Genomic DNA, 16704 nt, shown 5'->3' with positions numbered 1-16704 from the left:
GCCGGAGAGACGGAGGGGTCGACGCTGACTTTCGTTTCTCCCGCAAAACTCCAACCGCCACCGCCGCCCCCTCCGTCACGGCGCATATCTGCGCCGCGCCACCTCCCCATCGCTTCGCAACGGGGAGGAGACAACTTGTGCGCGCTCGTATAACTAGGGGGTTGCACACTTGGAGCCAATCATGGCTGACGGCATCAGCTACGAACGCGCCCGGCGGATGCGAAAGGCCCTGACGCCGCCGGAAGCTCGCCTGTGGCGCTGCCTGAAGGGCGACAAGCTCGACGGCCTCGGGTTCCGGAAGCAACACCCGATCGGCCCGTACATCCTCGATTTCTATTGCGCGGCGGCGAAACTGGCCGTCGAGATCGACGGCGCCGGCCACGACAACCGCGCCGCCCATCATATCCGCCGCACCGCCTGGCTCGGCGCGAAAGGGATCCACGTCATCCGCATCCCGGCCCTGCACGTCCGCGACGAGCTCGACAGCGTCCTCAGCTTCATCAGCCACACCGCCAGAACGCGCCTCTGATTTTCCTCCCCGTTGCGAAGCAATGGGGAGGTGGCGCGCCGCGGCAGCGGCGTGACGGAGGGGGCGACGCAGCCAGCGAGTGGCCAGTGATTAGTGGCTGGTGGGAGACTGGTCGAACCGTCGCGGCCCGCTGGAGCAGATCCGGAGCTCCGACACTAACCACTAGCCACTAATCACTAGCCACTTCGGCGCGTCACCGCCGGTACAACGCCGTCACCAGCGTGAACAACCGTCTCGCCGTCTCGTGGTCGATGTCGATCTTGCCCTCGAGGCGCGACTTCAGCAGTTCGGCGCCTTCGTTGTGCAAACCCCGGCGGCCCATGTCGATCGCCTCGATCTTGCCCACGTCGGTCCCACGCAGCACCTCGTAATAGCTGTCGCAGATGTCGATGTAGTCCTTGATCACCTTGTTCAGCGGCGACATCGACAGGCCGTGGGCCTTGGTGAAGCCCGGCCCGGCGATGTCGAACACCAGCCGGCCGTCCTGCGACGACATCTTCAGCGCATACGGTCCGCTCTCCGCCCCCGCAGGCTGGAAGGCGTTCTTCTCGACGATGTCGAAGATGGCCACGCGGCGCTCGTGCTCGATCTCGGCCGACGACGCCGGCAGGCTGGCCGCATCCAGCTCGATCGAGGTCAGCCGGTGCTCGCTCACGCGGGCGCGCTCCCGTCTTCCAGATGAGTCGGCGCGATCCGGGCCGGCCAGCGCTCCGACAGGTCGGTCAGCACCGCGTCCAGGCATTCCACGTCGATCCGCAGGTCGCCGCCGCCGGCGAACATCATGATCACCCGCCCGCCCGGCGCCTCGGCCTCTTCGAAATGCATGGCCAGCAGTTCCAGCGCGTTCTCCGGCCCGCGCGGCAGGCGGCGGCTCTTCACCGCGCTGACGTCGCCGAACTGCATCGCCGCCATCACGCGGGTCCCGCCGCATTCCCAGCAGAACCGGCTCAGGCTCAGGGTCACCCGGCGCGCCGTCGGCTCCCAGACGATATCCACCGGCCGCAGGATCGCGTCCTGCAGCGCCGCGGACATGATGCTCAGGTCGTCGGCGTCCTCGGCCAGCAGGCGCAACGGTTCGACCGGCGTCTTCACCGCCGTCTCATCGATCGCGCCGACCGCCTCAGTGCTCATCCGCCTCGCCCTTGATCCGCCGGATATCCGCGCCGCACGCGCCCAGCTTCTCTTCCAAACGCTCGAAACCGCGATCCAGATGATAGACCCGTCCGACCGTCGTCTCACCTTCGGCCACAAGACCGGCGATGACCAGACTGACAGAAGCCCGCAGGTCGGTCGCCATCACCTGCGCCCCGCGCAGGCTCTCGACGCCCTTCACCACCGCCTCGCCGGCATGAACGTGGATGTCCGCCCCCAGCCGCGCCAGCTCCGGCGCGTGCATGAAACGGTTCTCGAAGATGGTCTCGCGGATGGTGCTGTCGCCCTCCGCCGTCGTCATCAGCGTCATGAACTGCGCCTGCAGGTCCGTGGCGAAGCCGGGATAGACCTCGGTCTCCAGATCCACCGCCTTCAGCCGCTGCTTCGGATCGCGCTTGACGATCACGCCGTCGTCGGTCGGCGTCACCTCGACGCCCGCAGCGACCATCTTTTCGGTCAGGGCGGTCATCAGTTCCGCGCGCGCCTTCGTCAGCCGCACCTCGCCCCCCGCCATCGCGGCCGCCACGGCATACGAGCCCATCTCGATCCGGTCGGGAATCACCGACCAGGTCGCGCCGCCCAGCGTCGGAACGCCGGTGATGGTCAGCACATCGGTGTCCACGCCTTCGATCTTCGCGCCCATGGCCATCAGGCAGCGGGCCAGATCGCCGATCTCCGGCTCGCGCGCGGCCTTTCTCAGAACCGTCGTGCCATTGGCCATCACCGCCGCCAGCAGGGCGTGTTCGGTCGCCCCGACCGAGACGAACGGAAACTCGATCTCCGCCCCTTGCAGCCCCTTGGGCGCGCGGGCGGTGACATAACCCTCCTCCAGTTCGATCTCGGCGCCCAGCGCCGTCATCGCCTGCAGGTGCAGATCCACCGGACGCGCGCCGATGGTGCAGCCGCCCGGCAGCGAGACCTTGGCCTCGCCCGTGCGCGCCAGCAGCGGCCCAAGCACATTGAAGCTGGCCCGCATCTGCCGCACCAGATCATAGGGCGCGAAGGTCGAGCGGATCTGACGGCCGTCAAACAGGGTCTCCTGCCCGTCCGCCCCGTCGCGCTCGGTCACCTCGACCCCCAGTTCGCGCAGCAGTCGGCCCAGGAATTTCGTGTCCGCCAGTCGCGGCATGTTGGTCAGCAGCAGCGGCTGGTCCGTCAGGATCGACGCCGCCATCAGCTTGAGGGCGGAGTTCTTGGCGCCGCTGACCGGAATCGAACCGTTCAGGGTGGCGCCGCCGGTGATGGCGATGCTGTCCATGTCGTCTCTTGCAGGCCGCAGCGAGAGGCGGCGGCGGATCGGCTATCTAGCGCGGTCGGGGGCGCCTGTGAAAGGTCGGCCGCAAACGCGAGCCGATGACTTTCAGTTGCTCTGTCTTGCAGGCCTGGCCGCGACCTTGCGGCGACGCAGGTTGGCCCGCAGCGACTGCGCCAGCCTCAGCGCCTTCTCGGCCTTGGCCTTGGCCGCGGCGGTCTGGGGCGCGGCGACCTCGGGCGCGGTTGCGGCCTTGGGCGTCGATGACGCAGGCGGCGGCGCGTCGGCGGGGCCTTGAGCGTCGGCGTCGGTGATCTCGGGCTTGGCCATGAATCGATCAGACCCCGCGCCGGGCCCCGACGCAAGGCCCGGGCGGGGTTAACGCCCGCTTGTCCACCGTCGCATGCCGATGGTCTTCAAACTTTTCGGAAATCAGGGCTTCCCCCCCGCCGCGACGTTGGCTATAGGGCCGCTTCCTCAGATTTCGCCGCCGTAGCTCAGTGGTAGAGCGCATCCTTGGTAAGGCTGAGGTCGGCAGTTCAATCCTGCCCGGCGGCACCACCACAAAGCAGAGGCCCGGTCGAAAGACCGGGCCTTTGTCGTTTCGGCGACCACCTCTCCAGTCCCCCGAGGAGTCGGCAGGCAGATCGGCGCGCCGCGGCGATCAGGCGAGGGCGACGCCGGCCGTCGTTATCGGATCTCCGACAACGTCAGCGATACCAGAAGCTGTTCGCGTCGCCGGCCTCCGACCGCACCGCCGTCACCGCCCCGTCGTCGAACGTCGCCGAGCCCGACCGGAACGCGACGCTGCCGGTCCCGTCCGCCAGTCCCCGAACCCACCGCAGCAGGATGGCGTCGTCGCCCGGCTGGCACTGGAACGAGAAACGGTAGGCGGCGCCCACCCCGCCCAGTTCGTCCGCCAGCGCGTCCACGTCACCCCGCGGCGCCGCGCCGTTCAGCAACACCTCCGGCGCCCGCCCTTCCGGCCGCATCACCCGCCTCAGCTCCAGCCGGTTGTCGCCGCAGCTTGCGGTGAAGGTCTCCGCCCACGGACTGGCCGCCCGCGCCTCCACGGCCCCGACCACGACCTCCTGAAACAGCAGGTCCGACAGCACCAGCGACGCGATCATGTCCATCTCTCCCGAAGGCCTTCCATCAATGCGCTCCCCTCAACGACCGGTTGGCGGCCGACCGCAGACGTCTCGGCCGTGCAGACAGGGGTCCCATGGCGCAAATCTCCGCGGGTCAGCGGTCGCCGGTGGACCGTGCGATCGCCGCTCTCATGCCCTCCGCATGCAGCGCGCCCGATGGCGCGATTCGGCGGTTCGGGGTCTCCGCCGGCCCGGGGTTCGCCGTCCTGTCCTCAGGTCCGGTCCAGCTCGGGCTTTCCGCCTTGCGGCGCACGGCGTCTCTCAGGTTGTCGGTCGCGGCGGAACCGTTTTTCCCGCCGGCGCGGCGCCGGCTGAGTTCCGCAGTGGTCCGGTCCAGCGCCTCGACCAGAAGACGCTTCTTGTCCCGGGCCCCGGCGTCGATGTTGTCCTTGCCCTCTCTGGACGCAGATCGCGACCGTGCGCGTATCATCCGCTGGATCCGATCCCGCCGGGCGCGGAGCAGTTTGACCAGGTCGGTCAGCTCGCGATCCGGGCGGTCGGCGACATCCCGGGATTGTTCGACGAGGTTGGTCTCGTGTTCGTCGAGGGCGTGAGTTCGCGATGCCGTCATGGGCCTCTGTCCTTTCCTTTTTCGTATGCAGGAACAGCGCCCTGAGACCGCAGCTGTTCCTGACGAGAGGCAGTTTGACGCAACCCGCCGAACGGGCGAGCCTCACTCCCCCACCCGCTCATCCCCGCGAAGGCGGGGATCCAGCGCGGCCCGGTGATTACGGACACAGACCATCCGAAACGCGCTGCAAGACGCCCCTGCTGAACCACTGGATGTACTGGATCCCCGCCTCCGCGGGGATGAGCGGAGTGCCGGGCACGGCTCTGTTCCGGTCCGTTCCCGCTGAACGCCTGAAGTCCGCTTCCGACCCATTGCGGACGTTGATCCGATGCGGCCAAGCCTTCATCACTTCGCAACGGGCTCGTTCCAAAGTTGTGTTGTGAACCGCCTCTATCCCACCAGACGAGCCGTTATCGCCACGGGCGCCGCGGCAACTGCTTTAGCCGGTTGCGAACAGGCGCTTGCCCGAAAGACGAGCGAGTATGGCTTCCGCCTTCAGGTGGCGCTGATTGTCGCCGGACGACAGATCAACGTCGAGAGTGTTCGAAAGGTCGTGAGTTGGGAGCACTACGGCTGGGTCCCAACATCGAACCAGTCCTACAGCAACTGTTTCGGTGATGCTGCGCCGGTCGACATCGGACAACGTACGCTGTTTGTGACGCGAGCCGGATACCGGCAGTTTGGTGAGGGGCCGCGAGAGCCCACGGACCTCTGGACCCCACAATCGGTGTACCGCCTCAGGGGGAATGGAGCGCCGCCGAGGTGGACAGAACCGCAGCGCGGGCTGACCTTAAACCTCGCCCCGGAGGAGCTTCCAGTGATGGTGACTTTCGCGGATCTCGACGATCCGCAATCCATCAGAATTGTCAGACCTGATGAGCTGTCGGATTTTTTTCCCGGCGTTCGATTGGGACGTTGCAAGGTGGAGTGGACGCGGGATCGCCCGACGCGCACCGACGTCAGGCAGAGACTGCCTTGGGCGTATGACGACCGGCGCAAGCCCGAGATTTATCCATATGTGTATGCCGATAAACATCTGTTTGGAATTTAGCGGACCAGACTGTGAGTCCGCTTTCCACCCGTTGCGGACGTTCAGAGCGACGGCTTCACGGCAAGCGAAGCAAGGTGGTCAGCGCCCGTTACGGGACGTCCCTCGTCTTTCCGCTCGCTGTAGCGGTCGACCAGGTAGTCTGCCTGCCCTCGGGTAAGCAGGGTGAACTTGTAAAGCTCCTCCATCACGTCGACGAGGCGGTCGTAATAGAGCGAAGGCAGCATCCGACCGTCGTCGTCGAACTCGTTGTACGCCTTGGCGACAGAAGACTGATTGGGGATGGTGATCATCCGCATCCATCGCCCCAATATGCGAAGCTGGTTGACCGTGTTGAAGGACTGCGATCCGGCGTTGACCTGCATGACAGCGAGCGTGCGGCCTTGGGTCGGCCGGACGCCGCCGCTCTCCAGTGGCAGCCAGTCAATCTGCGACTTGAAAATGGCCGCCATGGAGCCGTGACGCTCCGGACTGCACCAGACATGCCCGTCCGACCACAGCGACGCCTCCCGTAGCTCCTGCACCTTTGGGTGGGAAGGGTCGGCCCCATCCGGCTGAGGCAATCCGCGAGGATCGTAGATCCGGGTTTCGGCCCCGAACGATCGGAGCAGGCGATCCGCTTCTTCTATGAGGAAACGACTGAACGACCGCTCGCGCAGGGAGCCGTACAGCATAAGGAAACGCGGCGGGTGATCGAACGCAACGGGCTGTAGCCGCGCCAAGGTCGGCTGGTCGATGAACTCGGGGGACAGGGCGGGGAAATCGGTCATGGCTTTCCCTTGCCACATATTTTGATTATTTGTGAAATATGGAAACGTCATCTGCCATCGACGCGCTCGGCGCACTCGCTCACAAGGGGCGCCTGAACATCTTCCGTACGCTCGTACGGGCAGGACCGGAGGGGATGCCCGCCGGGAAGTTGGGCGAGGCTGTGGGGATGGTCGCCAGCACCCTGTCGAACAACCTCGCGATCCTGACACGGTCAGGTCTGACGACATCGACCCGCGACGGTCGGTCGATCATCTACGCCGCCGACTATGCGCACATGACAGCGCTGCTGGCCTTCCTCATGGAAGATTGCTGTCAGGGGTCGCCGGATGTCTGCGCTCCGCTTGGCGAGGTCATCTCCAGGGCCATCTGCTGCCCGCCCGCGATACGTCAGTAGGTCCCGTCGATGTCGGTATTCGAACGCTACCTCACCCTCTGGGTTCTGCTTTGTATCGCGGTTGGTGTCGCCCTCGGCGCCTGGGCTCCCGGCGCATTTGAAACGCTCAGCCGTATTGAAACCGCCTCGATCAATCTCCCGGTCGCCGTCCTCATCTGGCTGATGATCGTCCCCATGCTGCTTAAGGTGGACTTCAGCGCCATGCGCCAGATCGGGCGACACTGGCGGGGCATCAGCGTGACCCTGTTCATCAACTGGGCGGTGAAGCCGTTTTCGATGGCGTTGCTCGCTTGGCTCTTCCTGTCGGTGATCTTCAGGCCGTGGCTCCCGGAAGGCGAAGTCAGCAGCTACATCGCCGGCCTCATCCTGCTCGCCGCAGCGCCCTGTACAGCGATGGTGTTCGTGTGGAGCAACCTGACCAAGGGCGATGCGAACTTCACCCTGTCTCAGGTCGCCCTCAACGACGCCATCATGATCGTGGCGTTCGCGCCGATCGTGGCGCTTCTCCTCGGCGTGTCGGCCATCACCGTTCCTTGGTCCACGCTGGCGCTGTCGGTCCTGCTCTACATCGTCGTTCCCGTTGTCATCGCCCAAGGACTGCGTGTGTGGCTGGGCCGGTCGGGACGGGGACTGGATCGCACATTGTCGATCCTCCAACCCGTCTCTCTGATCGCCCTCCTTGCGACGCTGGTGCTGCTGTTCGGCTTTCAGGGGGAGAAGTTGCTGGGGCAGCCCATCGTTATCGCTCTCCTTGCCGTGCCGATCCTCATTCAGGTCTATTTCAACGCCGGACTGGCTTACGTGCTGAACCGCGCAACCGGCGAAAAGCACTCGGTGGCGGGACCGTCCGCCCTCATTGGCGCGAGCAACTTTTTCGAGCTGTCCGTGGCGGCGGCGATCACCCTGTTCGGCATCCACTCCGGAGCCGCACTCGCAACTGTGGTCGGGGTGTTGGTTGAAGTCCCCGTCATGCTGACGGTGGTCGCCTTCGTGAACCGCTCGAAGGCATGGTACGAAAACGGCGCAAGGGTCCGACGCGCCGGGAACGGAGTTGTCCAGTGAGCGTCACGATCTATCACAACCCTGACTGCGGCACGTCGCGCAACACGCTCGCGATGATCCGGGCGTCTGGGGAAGAGCCGGTGGTGGTCGAGTATCTCCACGCAGGCTGGACTCCGGAACTGCTGCGGCGCCTTTCCAGCGAGATTGGCGTGCCACTACGCGATCTCATCCGTGAGAAAGGCACACCCGCTCGCGAATTCGGCCTGCTTGCAGACGCGGTTTCCGACGAGGCGATCATCTCTGCGATGGTCAATCACCCCATCATCGTGAACCGCCCGATCGTCGCGGCGGCAAAGGGAACGCGGCTTTGTCGCCCTTCTGAGGTCGTTCTCGGATTGCTCGACACCCCGCCGACGACTTTCACCAAGGAGGATGGAGAGGTCGTCGTGCCGGGCTGACGATCAAGAGCAGAGGTCCGCTTTCCACCCTGCGCTGACCTTCTGGACGACCGCTTCTGACGCCCCTGTTCCTGCATACTCGCCGCAGAGGCCTCCGACGCTCATTTCTCCTTTCCCCCAGGAAGAGGGCAGATCGACGCATAACTTCCGCTCATCCCCGCGAAGGCGGGAATCCAGTGCGGCTGTTCAAGCCAGACCCGGGCCATCCGGAGCGCGCTGCGACACACCGCTGCTGAACGATTGCATGCCCTGAATCCCCGCCTTCGCGGGGATGAGCGGAGTGAGCCCCCTACTCCTCCGCCGTCGGCGTCGACAGCATCCCGCCGATTGTCGGCGGGCCGCCGGGGCGGCGGAGGCGGCGTTCCTGTTCCCAGGCGCGGACGCGATCGCGGCCGCCGGGGAAGACATAGCCGCTGTCCTCGAACCACCAGGGCGCCGGCTCGCCGGGGCCATAGCCCCACATCGGATAGCCGTTCTTCACCTCGTTGTAGCTGAAGCCCAGCGAGCCGTGGTCGCCCAGTGGCAGGGTGACCGCGGCGCCGTACTGGCGAAAGCCGCCGGTGCCGATGCCGGCGGTGATCTCGGTGCGCATGCGGCGCTCGGGCGCCGCCTCGCCGTCGTCGTTCTCGAACGGGCGGACATCCGGGTTGCGGGCGTCCAGCCAGCGGTCGATCTGCTGGTCGGTGGTCAGGCCGTGGGGCGCGGCCTGCTGGGCGGCGCCGGTCACCGTGGGGGCGACGGGGGTGTAGGCGGGATCGAGGTCGATCGGCGTGCGCGGCGCGGTGGCGACGACGCCATCCGGGTCGTCCGCGGCGGCCGGCGTCGCAGCGAGCGCCGAGGCCATCGCGGCGGCCATGAACAGTGCGGATGCCGACATCGTCCTACTCCGTAATCGTCACACCCTCGGGGGCGATTGTGGCCGCATCAGGCCCGGCCATCACCCCGTCCCAGCGGATCCGGCAGGGCCTCGCCCTCGGCCACGAACTCCAGCGCCACCGAGTTGATGCAGTAGCGCAGGCCCGTCGGGGCCGGGCCGTCGGGGAAGACGTGGCCCTGATGGCTGTCGCAGCGGGCGCAGCGGGTCTCGACCCGCACCATGCCATGGCTGTCGTCGCGCACGGCCTTCACGTTGGCCTCGGCCACGGGTTGAGTGAAGCTGGGCCAGCCGGTGCCGCTTTCGAACTTGGTCCCGCTGCGGAACAGCGGCAGTCCGCATTCGCGGCAGCAGAAGACCCCGGCCCGCTTCTCGCCCAGCAATGTGCCGCAGAACGGCGCCTCGGTGCCGTGGGCCAGCAGGACCCGCTTCTCCTCCGGCGACAGGGCGTCCTCCAGCCGGGCGCGCTCCTCGTCGGTGGGCGGGGTCAGGTCGTAGGCGATTGTGTCGGTCATGACAGGGAAAATAGGCGCCGGACACGCCCGGTTCCAGTCCGGGCTCAGTTGATCCGGTCCGGGCCGCCCGTCTCGTCCGCCTCGATGCGGCGCGCCTCGCCGTCGCACTCCTTCGCGTACTCGCCCAGCTGGTCCAGCGCCATCGGGTCGTCGGTGCTGGTCATCAACCTGCGGGCCAGTTTCGCCTGCGATTTCAGGTAGTCGGACTGGTCATTCATGTGTCGGCTAACCGACGTTGCCCGATTCCCGTTCCAGCTTGGCGGCAATGAAAAAGGCCGGGCGACGATGCGCCCGGCCTTCGCTTTCAGTCCGGATCGACGGGATCAGCCGCCGAACAGGCCGTTGACCCAGGTCCGCACGGCGGTCTCGTCGGTCGGGTTGCCCGTGTAGGTCAGGCCGGCTTCCGGCGTATACGGCTGGCCGCTGGCGCGCGTGCGCGAGGTCCAGGCCTTGTGGCCATAGCTGAGGTCCGAATAGTTCGACGGCATGCGGCTGACGGTCGGCTCGATGAAGATCGTGTCCGTGGCCGTGGTCGAACCGGCGATGCGCACGTTCGGCAGGCGCGACAGCAGGTCCAGCGTGTCCAGGCAGCCGCCCGAGCAGCCGGCGTCCACCAGCACGATGACCGGACCCTGGATCGGGTTGGCGGCGCCCGTGTCGGCGGCCACGGCGCGGCCGGCGAGGGTGAAGGTCGGCTGGTTGGCGGCGAGCGCGGCGTCGAAGGCGGCGACGATCTCGCGGGTCTGCTCGATCACCGGGCCGGCTTCGGCGACGAAGCGCGGGTCGGCTTCCATCCGGCCCAGCGTCGCGGCGTACCAGTCGCGGTTGCCCTGGGTGGCGCGGTAGGTCACTTCGCCGGCGGCCGGCTGGCGGCTGACGGTGAACTCCGGGGTCCAGATGCGGTTGGCCATGGCGTAGCCGCGCGCGGTCGAGGTGTAGGCCGAGGTGCCCGCGGCGCCGCGCAGGTCCAGCACGAAGCCCTGAGGACCGCGGATCGCGGCGGCCTGGCTGGCCAGCTGGGCGTTGAAGGCGTCCCAGCCCGCGTCATCGGCGAACGAGTGGACGTTGATCCACGGACGGCCGTTCACGGTCTCGACCGACAGCGGCGTCGCCGTCGGGGTGTAGACGGTGGCGCGGTAGGCGGCTTCCAGATCGCCGGCGACGATCGGGATCGGGCGGATTTCGAAGTCGCGGGCGCGACGGTTGTTCACCGAGAACTCGCAGGTCGACGGCAGGCCGCCCACGAACGGGTTGTTGCGATTCCACAGCAGGTACGGGGCCGACTGCACGCGGCCGGCCTCGGTGGTCAGGTCGCCTTCCCAGCGGTCCAGCTTCTGCTGGGCGTATTCGGCGATCGGGGTCAGGTTGCACGACATCACGGCGGCGCCCACCGGCGGCGCGCCGCGCGTGCCCGGCTTGACGTAGGTCACGACGTACTTGCCGTCGCGCCAGCCCGTGGTGAAGCCCGGCCAGCTGGTGCCGAAGAACGGCCCCATGCCCTCGAACGTCGGGCGCAGCGAGATGTTCGAGTCGCGGAAGCCGCCGGCATAGTAGTTCAGCAGATAGGCGTGGGCGTCGCCGCTGTTCACGCGGTTGGCCAGGCCCAGCGATTCCTGCAGGCCGGCGTCGATCCACGCGCGGAAGCTCTGGCTGGCCGGGCTCTGCACCGCGGCGGCGGGGTGGTTGGCGGCCAGCTGGTCATGGGCGGCCTGCAGGTCCTGGCGGGCCAGCTCGCGGAAGTCCTGCGCGAAGGCGGCTCCGGCGGAGGCGGTGAGCACGAGGGCCGCGGTGGCGGCGGCGGTCAAAAGGCGGTTCATCTACTCTCGGGCTCCGGGGTCCGATAAAAAGGCGAAAGCGTTAAAGCGTATCGGCGCGGGGCTTGCCAACCCCCGCTCGTCGCTCCGCCCGTTTACTCGCCGCCGAACGCGGCCTAATCGGGGCGTCATGTTCTCCAAGATCCTCATCGCGAACCGGGGCGAGATCGCCGTCCGCATCATCAAGACCTGCCGCCGCATGGGCATCGCCACGGTCCAGGTATACTCGGAAGCCGACGCCGGTTCGCTGGCGGTCGAGATGGCCGACGAGGCCGTCCTGATCGGCCCCGCCCCCGCGGCCCAGTCCTACCTGCTGGCGGACCGGATCGTTGAGGCCGTGCGGCAGACTGGCGCACAGGCCGTCCACCCCGGCTTCGGCTTCCTGTCCGAGAACGCCGGCTTCGCCCGCCGCCTCCGCGACGAGGGCATCGCCTTCATCGGTCCGAACCCCGAGGCGATCGACGCCATGGGCGACAAGATCACGTCCAAGAAGTTCGCCGCCGAGGCCGGCGTCTCCACCGTCCCCGGCCACATGGGCCTGATCGACACACCCGAGGAGGCGGTGAAGATCGCCGCCGGCATCGGCTACCCCGTCATGATCAAGGCCTCGGCCGGCGGCGGCGGCAAGGGCATCCGCGTGGCCCACTCCGACGCCGACATGGCCGAGGGCTTCGCCGCCGTGAAAGCCGAGGCCATGGCCGCCTTCGGCGACGACCGCGTCTTCCTCGAGAAATTCATCGTCGACCCGCGCCACATCGAGATCCAGGTGCTGGGCGACAGGCACGGCAATGTCGTCCACCTGTTCGAGCGCGAATGCTCGATCCAGCGCCGCAACCAGAAGGTCATCGAGGAGGCCCCCTCCCCCCTGCTGGACGAGGCCACCCGCATGGCCATGGGCGCCCAGGCCGTCGCCCTCGCCAAGGCGGTCAACTACGACAGCGCCGGCACGGTCGAGTTCGTCGCCGGTCAGGACAAGAGCTTCTACTTCCTGGAGATGAACACCCGCCTGCAGGTCGAGCACCCGGTCACCGAGCTGATCACCGGCGTCGACCTGGTCGAGCAGATGATCCGCTCCGCCTGGGGCGAGCACCTCGCCTTCAGGCAGGAAGACCTGTCCATCAACGGCTGGGCCATCGAGAGCCGCATCTACGCCGAGGACCCCTACCGCGGCTTCCTGCCCTCCATCGGCCGCCTCGTCCGCTACGAGCAGCCCGAGGAAGGCCCGCACGAGGACGGCTACACGGTCCGCAACGATTCCGGCGTTCGCGAGGGCGACGAGATCAGCATGTTCTACGACCCCATGATCGCCAAGCTGTGCTCATGGGCCCCGACCCGCGACGAGGCCCTGGACGGCATGGCCCGCGCGCTGGAGGACACCCATCTGGCCGGCCTGGGCCACAACGTGCCCTTCCTCGCCGCCGTCATGGACCAGCCCCGCTTCCGCAGCGGGAACATCGCCACCAGCTACATCAAGGACGAGTTCCCCGACGGCTTCCACGGCCTAACCCCCAGCGAGCGCCAGACGCACATCCTGATCGCCGCCGCCGTCGCCATGAACGAGATCGCCGCCGAACAGTCCGGCGACCCGTCCGACCGCACCGACTGGACCGTCCTGATCGACCGCCAGCCGCACGGCGTCAGCCTGTCCTACGACGAGGACGAAGCTCTTCTCCTCGCCTTCACCGCCGGCGGCCACGCCCGCTTGACCGACATCGACTGGCGCCCCGGCCTGCCCCAGTTCCGCGCCACCCTCGACGGAGAGCCCTTCACCGCCGAGGTCGCCCGCGTCGCCGACGGCTTCTCCATCCGCCACCGCGCCGCCCGCGCCCGCGTCCGCGTCCTGACCCCGCGCCTGGCCGAGCTCTACGCCCGCCTGCCCGAGAAACAGGCCGCCGACACCTCGAAACTGGTTCTCTCCCCCATGCCCGGCCTGGTCGTCGCCATCCCGGTCTCCGTGGGCCAGGAGGTCAAGACCGGCGAAACCGTCGCCATCATCGAAGCCATGAAGATGCAGAACATCCTCAAGGCCGAACGCGACGGCGTGGTGAAGGCGGTCAGCGCCAGGGCCGGCGATCCGGTGGCGGCGGACGATGTGCTGGTGGAGTTCGGGTAAGCTCGGAACGCCACTACCACTTCTTATGATCTCCAGAGAAAACATAATGAATCTCCGACTTTTTGGCGATTACAAGAACGATGCTAGTAAATACGTCACCTCTCAAGATCGCCCATTTTATCCGGATTACCTCGAAGACGCCAAACGTCTGTATGCAGACGTATTCGAAAGATTCGGACAACTCCTTTCAGAGGCTCAATCCTCTATAGATCTACTACAACGCATCAACCTTATTGGGGGCGATCTGCGCATCCAAATGCTTCGTTGTTTCCGGAAGTATGTTTCACCGATGACGTCGGTGGAGATGCTAAAGGTCAAGACAAGACAGCAGGTCATAGTCGACAATTTCGGCCCATCATTTCGCGATCTAAGTGATGTTCGTCGTCTTTTCAGTGCAAGGCCAAGCGATGATGAGGCACTAGCTGCCGTCTTGTGGGAACATCACGATCGGGGCACTCCTGGCTACGTGCTCACCGAAGAGTTTTTCGACGTCTTCGAGAAAATGTATGGGCATGACTACCTTATAGCTGGCCCGAGACGCGCTGGAGCTGACGTCCAGTTGGCGACCGTTCTTCCGAAGTTTGCAAAGATTGTCCCCGCTGACTTCGTCATATTGAGAAAAATTGACACCGCACCCTTGGTCGTCGGGTTTGCCCATTACGACTCGGACCGCGGGGGATCTCAGGAGGATGATCGAACGGGTGGAAATCAGGACAAGGTCGAGAAAATCATGGCTTGGGCCGCGCGCCGTCGTATCCCTATCCGAGTACTATTCGTAAATGACGGCCCTGGACTGCTACTCGGCAGCATGTGGACCGACTACGGACGTCTTGAAACCAACAACATCGTGGACGATGAACTACGAGTAATGGTCTTGACACTAAAGATGGTTTCAGAGCGACTAAGTCGCGACTGGCTTGAAGGTAAGGACTAGAGGCTCTTCTTGCAGAGCTGCCTCTAGGTTTCTTTTCAAGTCGGAGTTGGCGCGATCCACGAACAGCTGGAATGAGTGCTCGGCCTCTCCGACCACGCCTCCATTGCCTCGTTTAACGTAGTTGTTCCTCGCGTGACTTCCCATGACGGGCGTACCCCGGACAAGCCTCTCCAATGCCGTTCGGATAGCCGCCGGTGACTCATCAATTCCGATCCACCTGCGGCCCAACTCCCCGGCCGCCGCCAGCGTCGTTCCACTGCCCCCGTAGGCGTCGAGAACGATATCACCGGGATTAGACGAGGCTTCTACAATCATTCGCATCATCTCAAGATTTTTCTCGGTCGGATAACCGGTGATCCTTGCGTTCTGATTTTGCGTGTCCCGAAAATCGGGCCAGAGATTGGATCGACGTTTGCCTGCCGCTTGATCAAGATAAAGCTTGCGACGTGGATTGCCTGACGGCGACCAGTAAATCTCTCCTTTGGCGTCCATCTCGTCCAACTTTTTCGGCGAGTGCACCCAGTGCTTTCCGGGTGGAGGAGCTTTGCCTCGCCAAAGACTTCCGGTTGCTCCATTACGAACTCCGGGAAGATGGCACGGCACCTTTTTGAATCGACGCCCGGTCGCCTGCTCAACGCAATTGAACTCTTTCGCGCCAGCTTCATCCGACCATCGCTCGACCGGCTGATTCCAGACGTAGAATCTGGTTTTCGAATAAAACAAAATGTAATCACAAACATCACCATAATGGTTACGAGTCTGGTTCTTTGGATTACACTTCACTCTTGTAATAAAACTGCGGAAGTTATCCGCACCAAACACTTCATCCATAATGATCTTCGCATGAAAGATCATCGTCGCGTCGAGATGCAGATAGATAGAGCCATCGTCAGCGAGAAGATCTCTCAGGACGATTATCCGTTTGCGCAGGGACTCGATGTAATCCGAACCTTGGAGATGATCGGAATAGGCGGAGCCGATTGTCGCGCTCTCAAACGCGAAACCCGTCGCATAAGGCGGATCAATGTACGCCAGACGCACCTTTCCGCACACATTGGGATCGGATCGAAGCGAACGTAGGATCCCCAAATTGTCGCCCGCCAAAAGACGATTGTCAGCACTTTCTGCGCCAAAATAGCCTAGCCGACTAACCACGGCGCTAGGGCCCATGAGCACCTCAGCTGACGAGGCACGACCGTCGTACGCGAAATGCCAATCAGCTCGCGGACGCGGCTTTCCAATGATTGTTGATCCAGTTGCCATCTGACCAGCTTATCCAACAACTCACAGTCTAACCGACGCGAACGAGGCCGCCCGCCAATTTTTGCGGCACCGCGACCCTAGCGAAAGAGCGCGAACAAATAAAGAACAAGTCGCGCGTTGGATCGCTACGGGTGTCGGTTGACGAGTTAGCGCTACGGCTTTCGACAGACCGGCGGCTCGAACCCAAGCGCGGCGAGCGGCTGTCAGGCACTCCTTAGCGAGATTCGAGCCCATCGCATATCGACTTGGCAGCCTGCGGATTGGCGAGGCATGCAATTCGTATGGCTGTTCGAAGCCACAAGTCGACTTGGTTACGCCATCACACCCACCTCGCCCTTGGCCCCTCCCCCGTCCGCTCCACCAGCAGGTCCGTCACCGCCCACACCAGCGCATCCGCGCGGTCCAGCGAGCCTTCGTCCCCGGCGCCCATGGCCATCAGTTCCTCCTCCAGTTCGGGGACGGGGACGGCGTGGCGGATGCGGCCCTGTTCGTAGAGGGCGGCGACGGGTTCGGCGCGCAGGGCCTTGCCGCGGGTGGCGCGCACCGCCCGCAGCGGCAGGCTGACGCCGGCGGCCTTCAGCACCGACTTGACCATGTCGCCGCCCTGATTGACCTCGGCCACCAGGGCGTGGGCGCCGACCTCGGCCGCCAGATCCCGAGCCCGCCGCGCCCACCCCTCCGGCGACAGCCCCCGGGCCGACCGATCCGCCAGCACCACCGCCTCGCGGACCCCGTCCGCCCGGACCCGCGCGCCCACGGCCACGATCCCGCAGGCGTCGCCCGTGGCCGTGGCCGGCGGGTCGATGGCGACGACGATGCGGTGGAAGCGCGCGCCGTCCCCTTCTCCCCTCGGGGGAGAAGGT

General features: G+C 65.5%; 20 protein-coding genes and 1 tRNA gene. 8 read left to right on the top strand and 13 right to left on the bottom strand.

Translation table 11 applies throughout. From position 1 onward, the window contains the following. Positions 1 to 181 precede the first annotated feature (181 nt). Positions 182 to 529, top strand: a complete 348-nt coding sequence (locus ABDZ95_RS07400) for an endonuclease domain-containing protein (RefSeq protein WP_343792227.1) — start codon at positions 182 to 184, stop codon at positions 527 to 529. Between the two features lie 193 nt (positions 530 to 722). Here the strand turns inward: ABDZ95_RS07400 and ABDZ95_RS07395 are convergent, their stop codons facing one another. The 4 genes from ABDZ95_RS07395 to ABDZ95_RS07380 all read right to left on the bottom strand — a co-directional run bounded on the left by ABDZ95_RS07395 (position 723) and on the right by ABDZ95_RS07380 (position 3263). Continuing rightward, positions 723 to 1184 (bottom strand): UPF0262 family protein, encoded by a 462-nt coding sequence (locus ABDZ95_RS07395; RefSeq protein ID WP_343792224.1) that lies wholly within the window; start codon positions 1182 to 1184, stop codon positions 723 to 725. Further along, entirely contained in the window at positions 1181 to 1660 is a 480-nt protein-coding gene (locus ABDZ95_RS07390; protein ID WP_343792222.1) for a DUF2948 family protein, read from the bottom strand. The genes ABDZ95_RS07395 and ABDZ95_RS07390 overlap by 4 nt, the downstream gene beginning before the upstream one ends. Further along, positions 1650 to 2939, bottom strand: a complete 1290-nt coding sequence (gene murA, locus ABDZ95_RS07385; RefSeq protein ID WP_343792220.1) for a UDP-N-acetylglucosamine 1-carboxyvinyltransferase — start codon at positions 2937 to 2939, stop codon at positions 1650 to 1652. The genes ABDZ95_RS07390 and murA overlap by 11 nt, the downstream gene beginning before the upstream one ends. Before the next feature lie 102 nt (positions 2940 to 3041). Then, positions 3042 to 3263 (bottom strand): hypothetical protein, encoded by a 222-nt coding sequence (locus tag ABDZ95_RS07380; protein ID WP_343792218.1) that lies wholly within the window; start codon positions 3261 to 3263, stop codon positions 3042 to 3044. A 156-nt stretch (positions 3264 to 3419) separates the two neighbouring features. Here ABDZ95_RS07380 and ABDZ95_RS07375 point away from each other — a divergent pair. Continuing rightward, positions 3420 to 3494, top strand: a tRNA-Thr gene (locus ABDZ95_RS07375). A 149-nt stretch (positions 3495 to 3643) separates the two neighbouring features. On the opposite strand, the gene ABDZ95_RS07370 is transcribed toward ABDZ95_RS07375, so the two are convergent. Together ABDZ95_RS07370 and ABDZ95_RS07365 are read right to left on the bottom strand one after the other, a co-directional pair. After that, positions 3644 to 4063 carry a hypothetical protein gene (locus ABDZ95_RS07370; RefSeq protein ID WP_343792216.1) on the bottom strand — a complete coding sequence of 140 codons (420 nt, stop codon included), beginning with the start codon at positions 4061 to 4063 and terminating at the stop codon, positions 3644 to 3646. Positions 4064 to 4178: 115 nt separating this feature from the next. Then, positions 4179 to 4655, bottom strand: coding sequence for a hypothetical protein (locus tag ABDZ95_RS07365; RefSeq protein ID WP_343792214.1), 477 nt, complete (start codon positions 4653 to 4655; stop codon positions 4179 to 4181). Positions 4656 to 5034: 379 nt separating this feature from the next. Here ABDZ95_RS07365 and ABDZ95_RS07360 point away from each other — a divergent pair, with 379 nt between their 5' ends. Then, complete coding sequence (locus tag ABDZ95_RS07360) at positions 5035 to 5706, top strand: hypothetical protein (RefSeq protein ID WP_343792212.1); 672 nt, start codon at positions 5035 to 5037, stop codon at positions 5704 to 5706. Positions 5707 to 5747: 41 nt separating this feature from the next. On the opposite strand, the gene arsH is transcribed toward ABDZ95_RS07360, so the two are convergent. Further along, entirely contained in the window at positions 5748 to 6473 is a 726-nt protein-coding gene (arsH, locus tag ABDZ95_RS07355) for an arsenical resistance protein ArsH (RefSeq protein WP_343792210.1), read from the bottom strand. Positions 6474 to 6511: 38 nt separating this feature from the next. Between arsH and ABDZ95_RS07350 the strand changes: the two genes are divergently transcribed. Genes ABDZ95_RS07350 through arsC form a run of 3 tightly spaced genes read left to right on the top strand, consistent with a single transcriptional unit; the run spans position 6512 to position 8328 of the window. Further along, positions 6512 to 6868, top strand: coding sequence for an ArsR/SmtB family transcription factor (locus ABDZ95_RS07350; RefSeq protein WP_343792208.1), 357 nt, complete (start codon positions 6512 to 6514; stop codon positions 6866 to 6868). A gap of 9 nt (positions 6869 to 6877) precedes the next feature. Further along, positions 6878 to 7930 (top strand): ACR3 family arsenite efflux transporter, encoded by a 1053-nt coding sequence (arsB, locus tag ABDZ95_RS07345; protein WP_343792206.1) that lies wholly within the window; start codon positions 6878 to 6880, stop codon positions 7928 to 7930. Next, a complete protein-coding gene (gene arsC / locus ABDZ95_RS07340) occupies positions 7927 to 8328 on the top strand; it encodes an arsenate reductase (glutaredoxin) (RefSeq protein ID WP_343792204.1) in 402 nt (133 codons plus the stop codon). The genes arsB and arsC overlap by 4 nt, the downstream gene beginning before the upstream one ends. Before the next feature lie 289 nt (positions 8329 to 8617). Here arsC and ABDZ95_RS07335 read toward each other — a convergent pair whose 3' ends face one another. The 4 genes from ABDZ95_RS07335 to ABDZ95_RS07320 all read right to left on the bottom strand — a co-directional run bounded on the left by ABDZ95_RS07335 (position 8618) and on the right by ABDZ95_RS07320 (position 11534). Continuing rightward, entirely contained in the window at positions 8618 to 9205 is a 588-nt protein-coding gene (locus tag ABDZ95_RS07335) for a hypothetical protein (protein ID WP_343792202.1), read from the bottom strand. Between the two features lie 47 nt (positions 9206 to 9252). Beyond that, positions 9253 to 9717: a peptide-methionine (R)-S-oxide reductase MsrB gene (gene msrB / locus ABDZ95_RS07330; RefSeq protein WP_343792200.1), complete on the bottom strand. Its 465-nt coding sequence runs from the start codon at positions 9715 to 9717 to the stop codon at positions 9253 to 9255. A 44-nt stretch (positions 9718 to 9761) separates the two neighbouring features. After that, positions 9762 to 9935, bottom strand: coding sequence for a hypothetical protein (locus ABDZ95_RS07325; protein ID WP_343792198.1), 174 nt, complete (start codon positions 9933 to 9935; stop codon positions 9762 to 9764). Positions 9936 to 10040: 105 nt separating this feature from the next. Beyond that, on the bottom strand, positions 10041 to 11534 hold the full coding sequence (locus tag ABDZ95_RS07320; protein WP_343792196.1) for a hypothetical protein: 1494 nt from the start codon (positions 11532 to 11534) through the stop codon (positions 10041 to 10043). Positions 11535 to 11661: 127 nt separating this feature from the next. Between ABDZ95_RS07320 and ABDZ95_RS07315 the strand changes: the two genes are divergently transcribed. Then, the gene (locus tag ABDZ95_RS07315) at positions 11662 to 13644 is read left to right on the top strand and encodes an acetyl-CoA carboxylase biotin carboxylase subunit (protein WP_343792194.1); all 1983 of its coding nucleotides are present in this window, start codon (positions 11662 to 11664) and stop codon (positions 13642 to 13644) included. A gap of 46 nt (positions 13645 to 13690) precedes the next feature. After that, the gene (locus tag ABDZ95_RS07310; protein ID WP_343792192.1) at positions 13691 to 14578 is read left to right on the top strand and encodes a hypothetical protein; all 888 of its coding nucleotides are present in this window, start codon (positions 13691 to 13693) and stop codon (positions 14576 to 14578) included. Here the strand turns inward: ABDZ95_RS07310 and ABDZ95_RS07305 are convergent. Both ABDZ95_RS07305 and ABDZ95_RS07300 read right to left on the bottom strand, forming a co-directional pair. Next, entirely contained in the window at positions 14546 to 15748 is a 1203-nt protein-coding gene (locus ABDZ95_RS07305) for a site-specific DNA-methyltransferase (RefSeq protein ID WP_343792190.1), read from the bottom strand. The genes ABDZ95_RS07310 and ABDZ95_RS07305 overlap by 33 nt on opposite strands. A 412-nt stretch (positions 15749 to 16160) precedes the next feature. Then, positions 16161 to 16704 (bottom strand): phage terminase large subunit family protein (locus ABDZ95_RS07300; protein WP_486303254.1); only part of this gene is annotated, 544 nt, incomplete at its 5' end.

Source organism: Brevundimonas kwangchunensis (assembly GCF_039523815.1).
GTDB classification, from domain to species: domain Bacteria; phylum Pseudomonadota; class Alphaproteobacteria; order Caulobacterales; family Caulobacteraceae; genus Brevundimonas; species Brevundimonas kwangchunensis.
The sequence above is the reverse complement of the archived record's forward strand: the minus strand, read 5'-3'. Positions and strand labels throughout refer to the sequence as shown.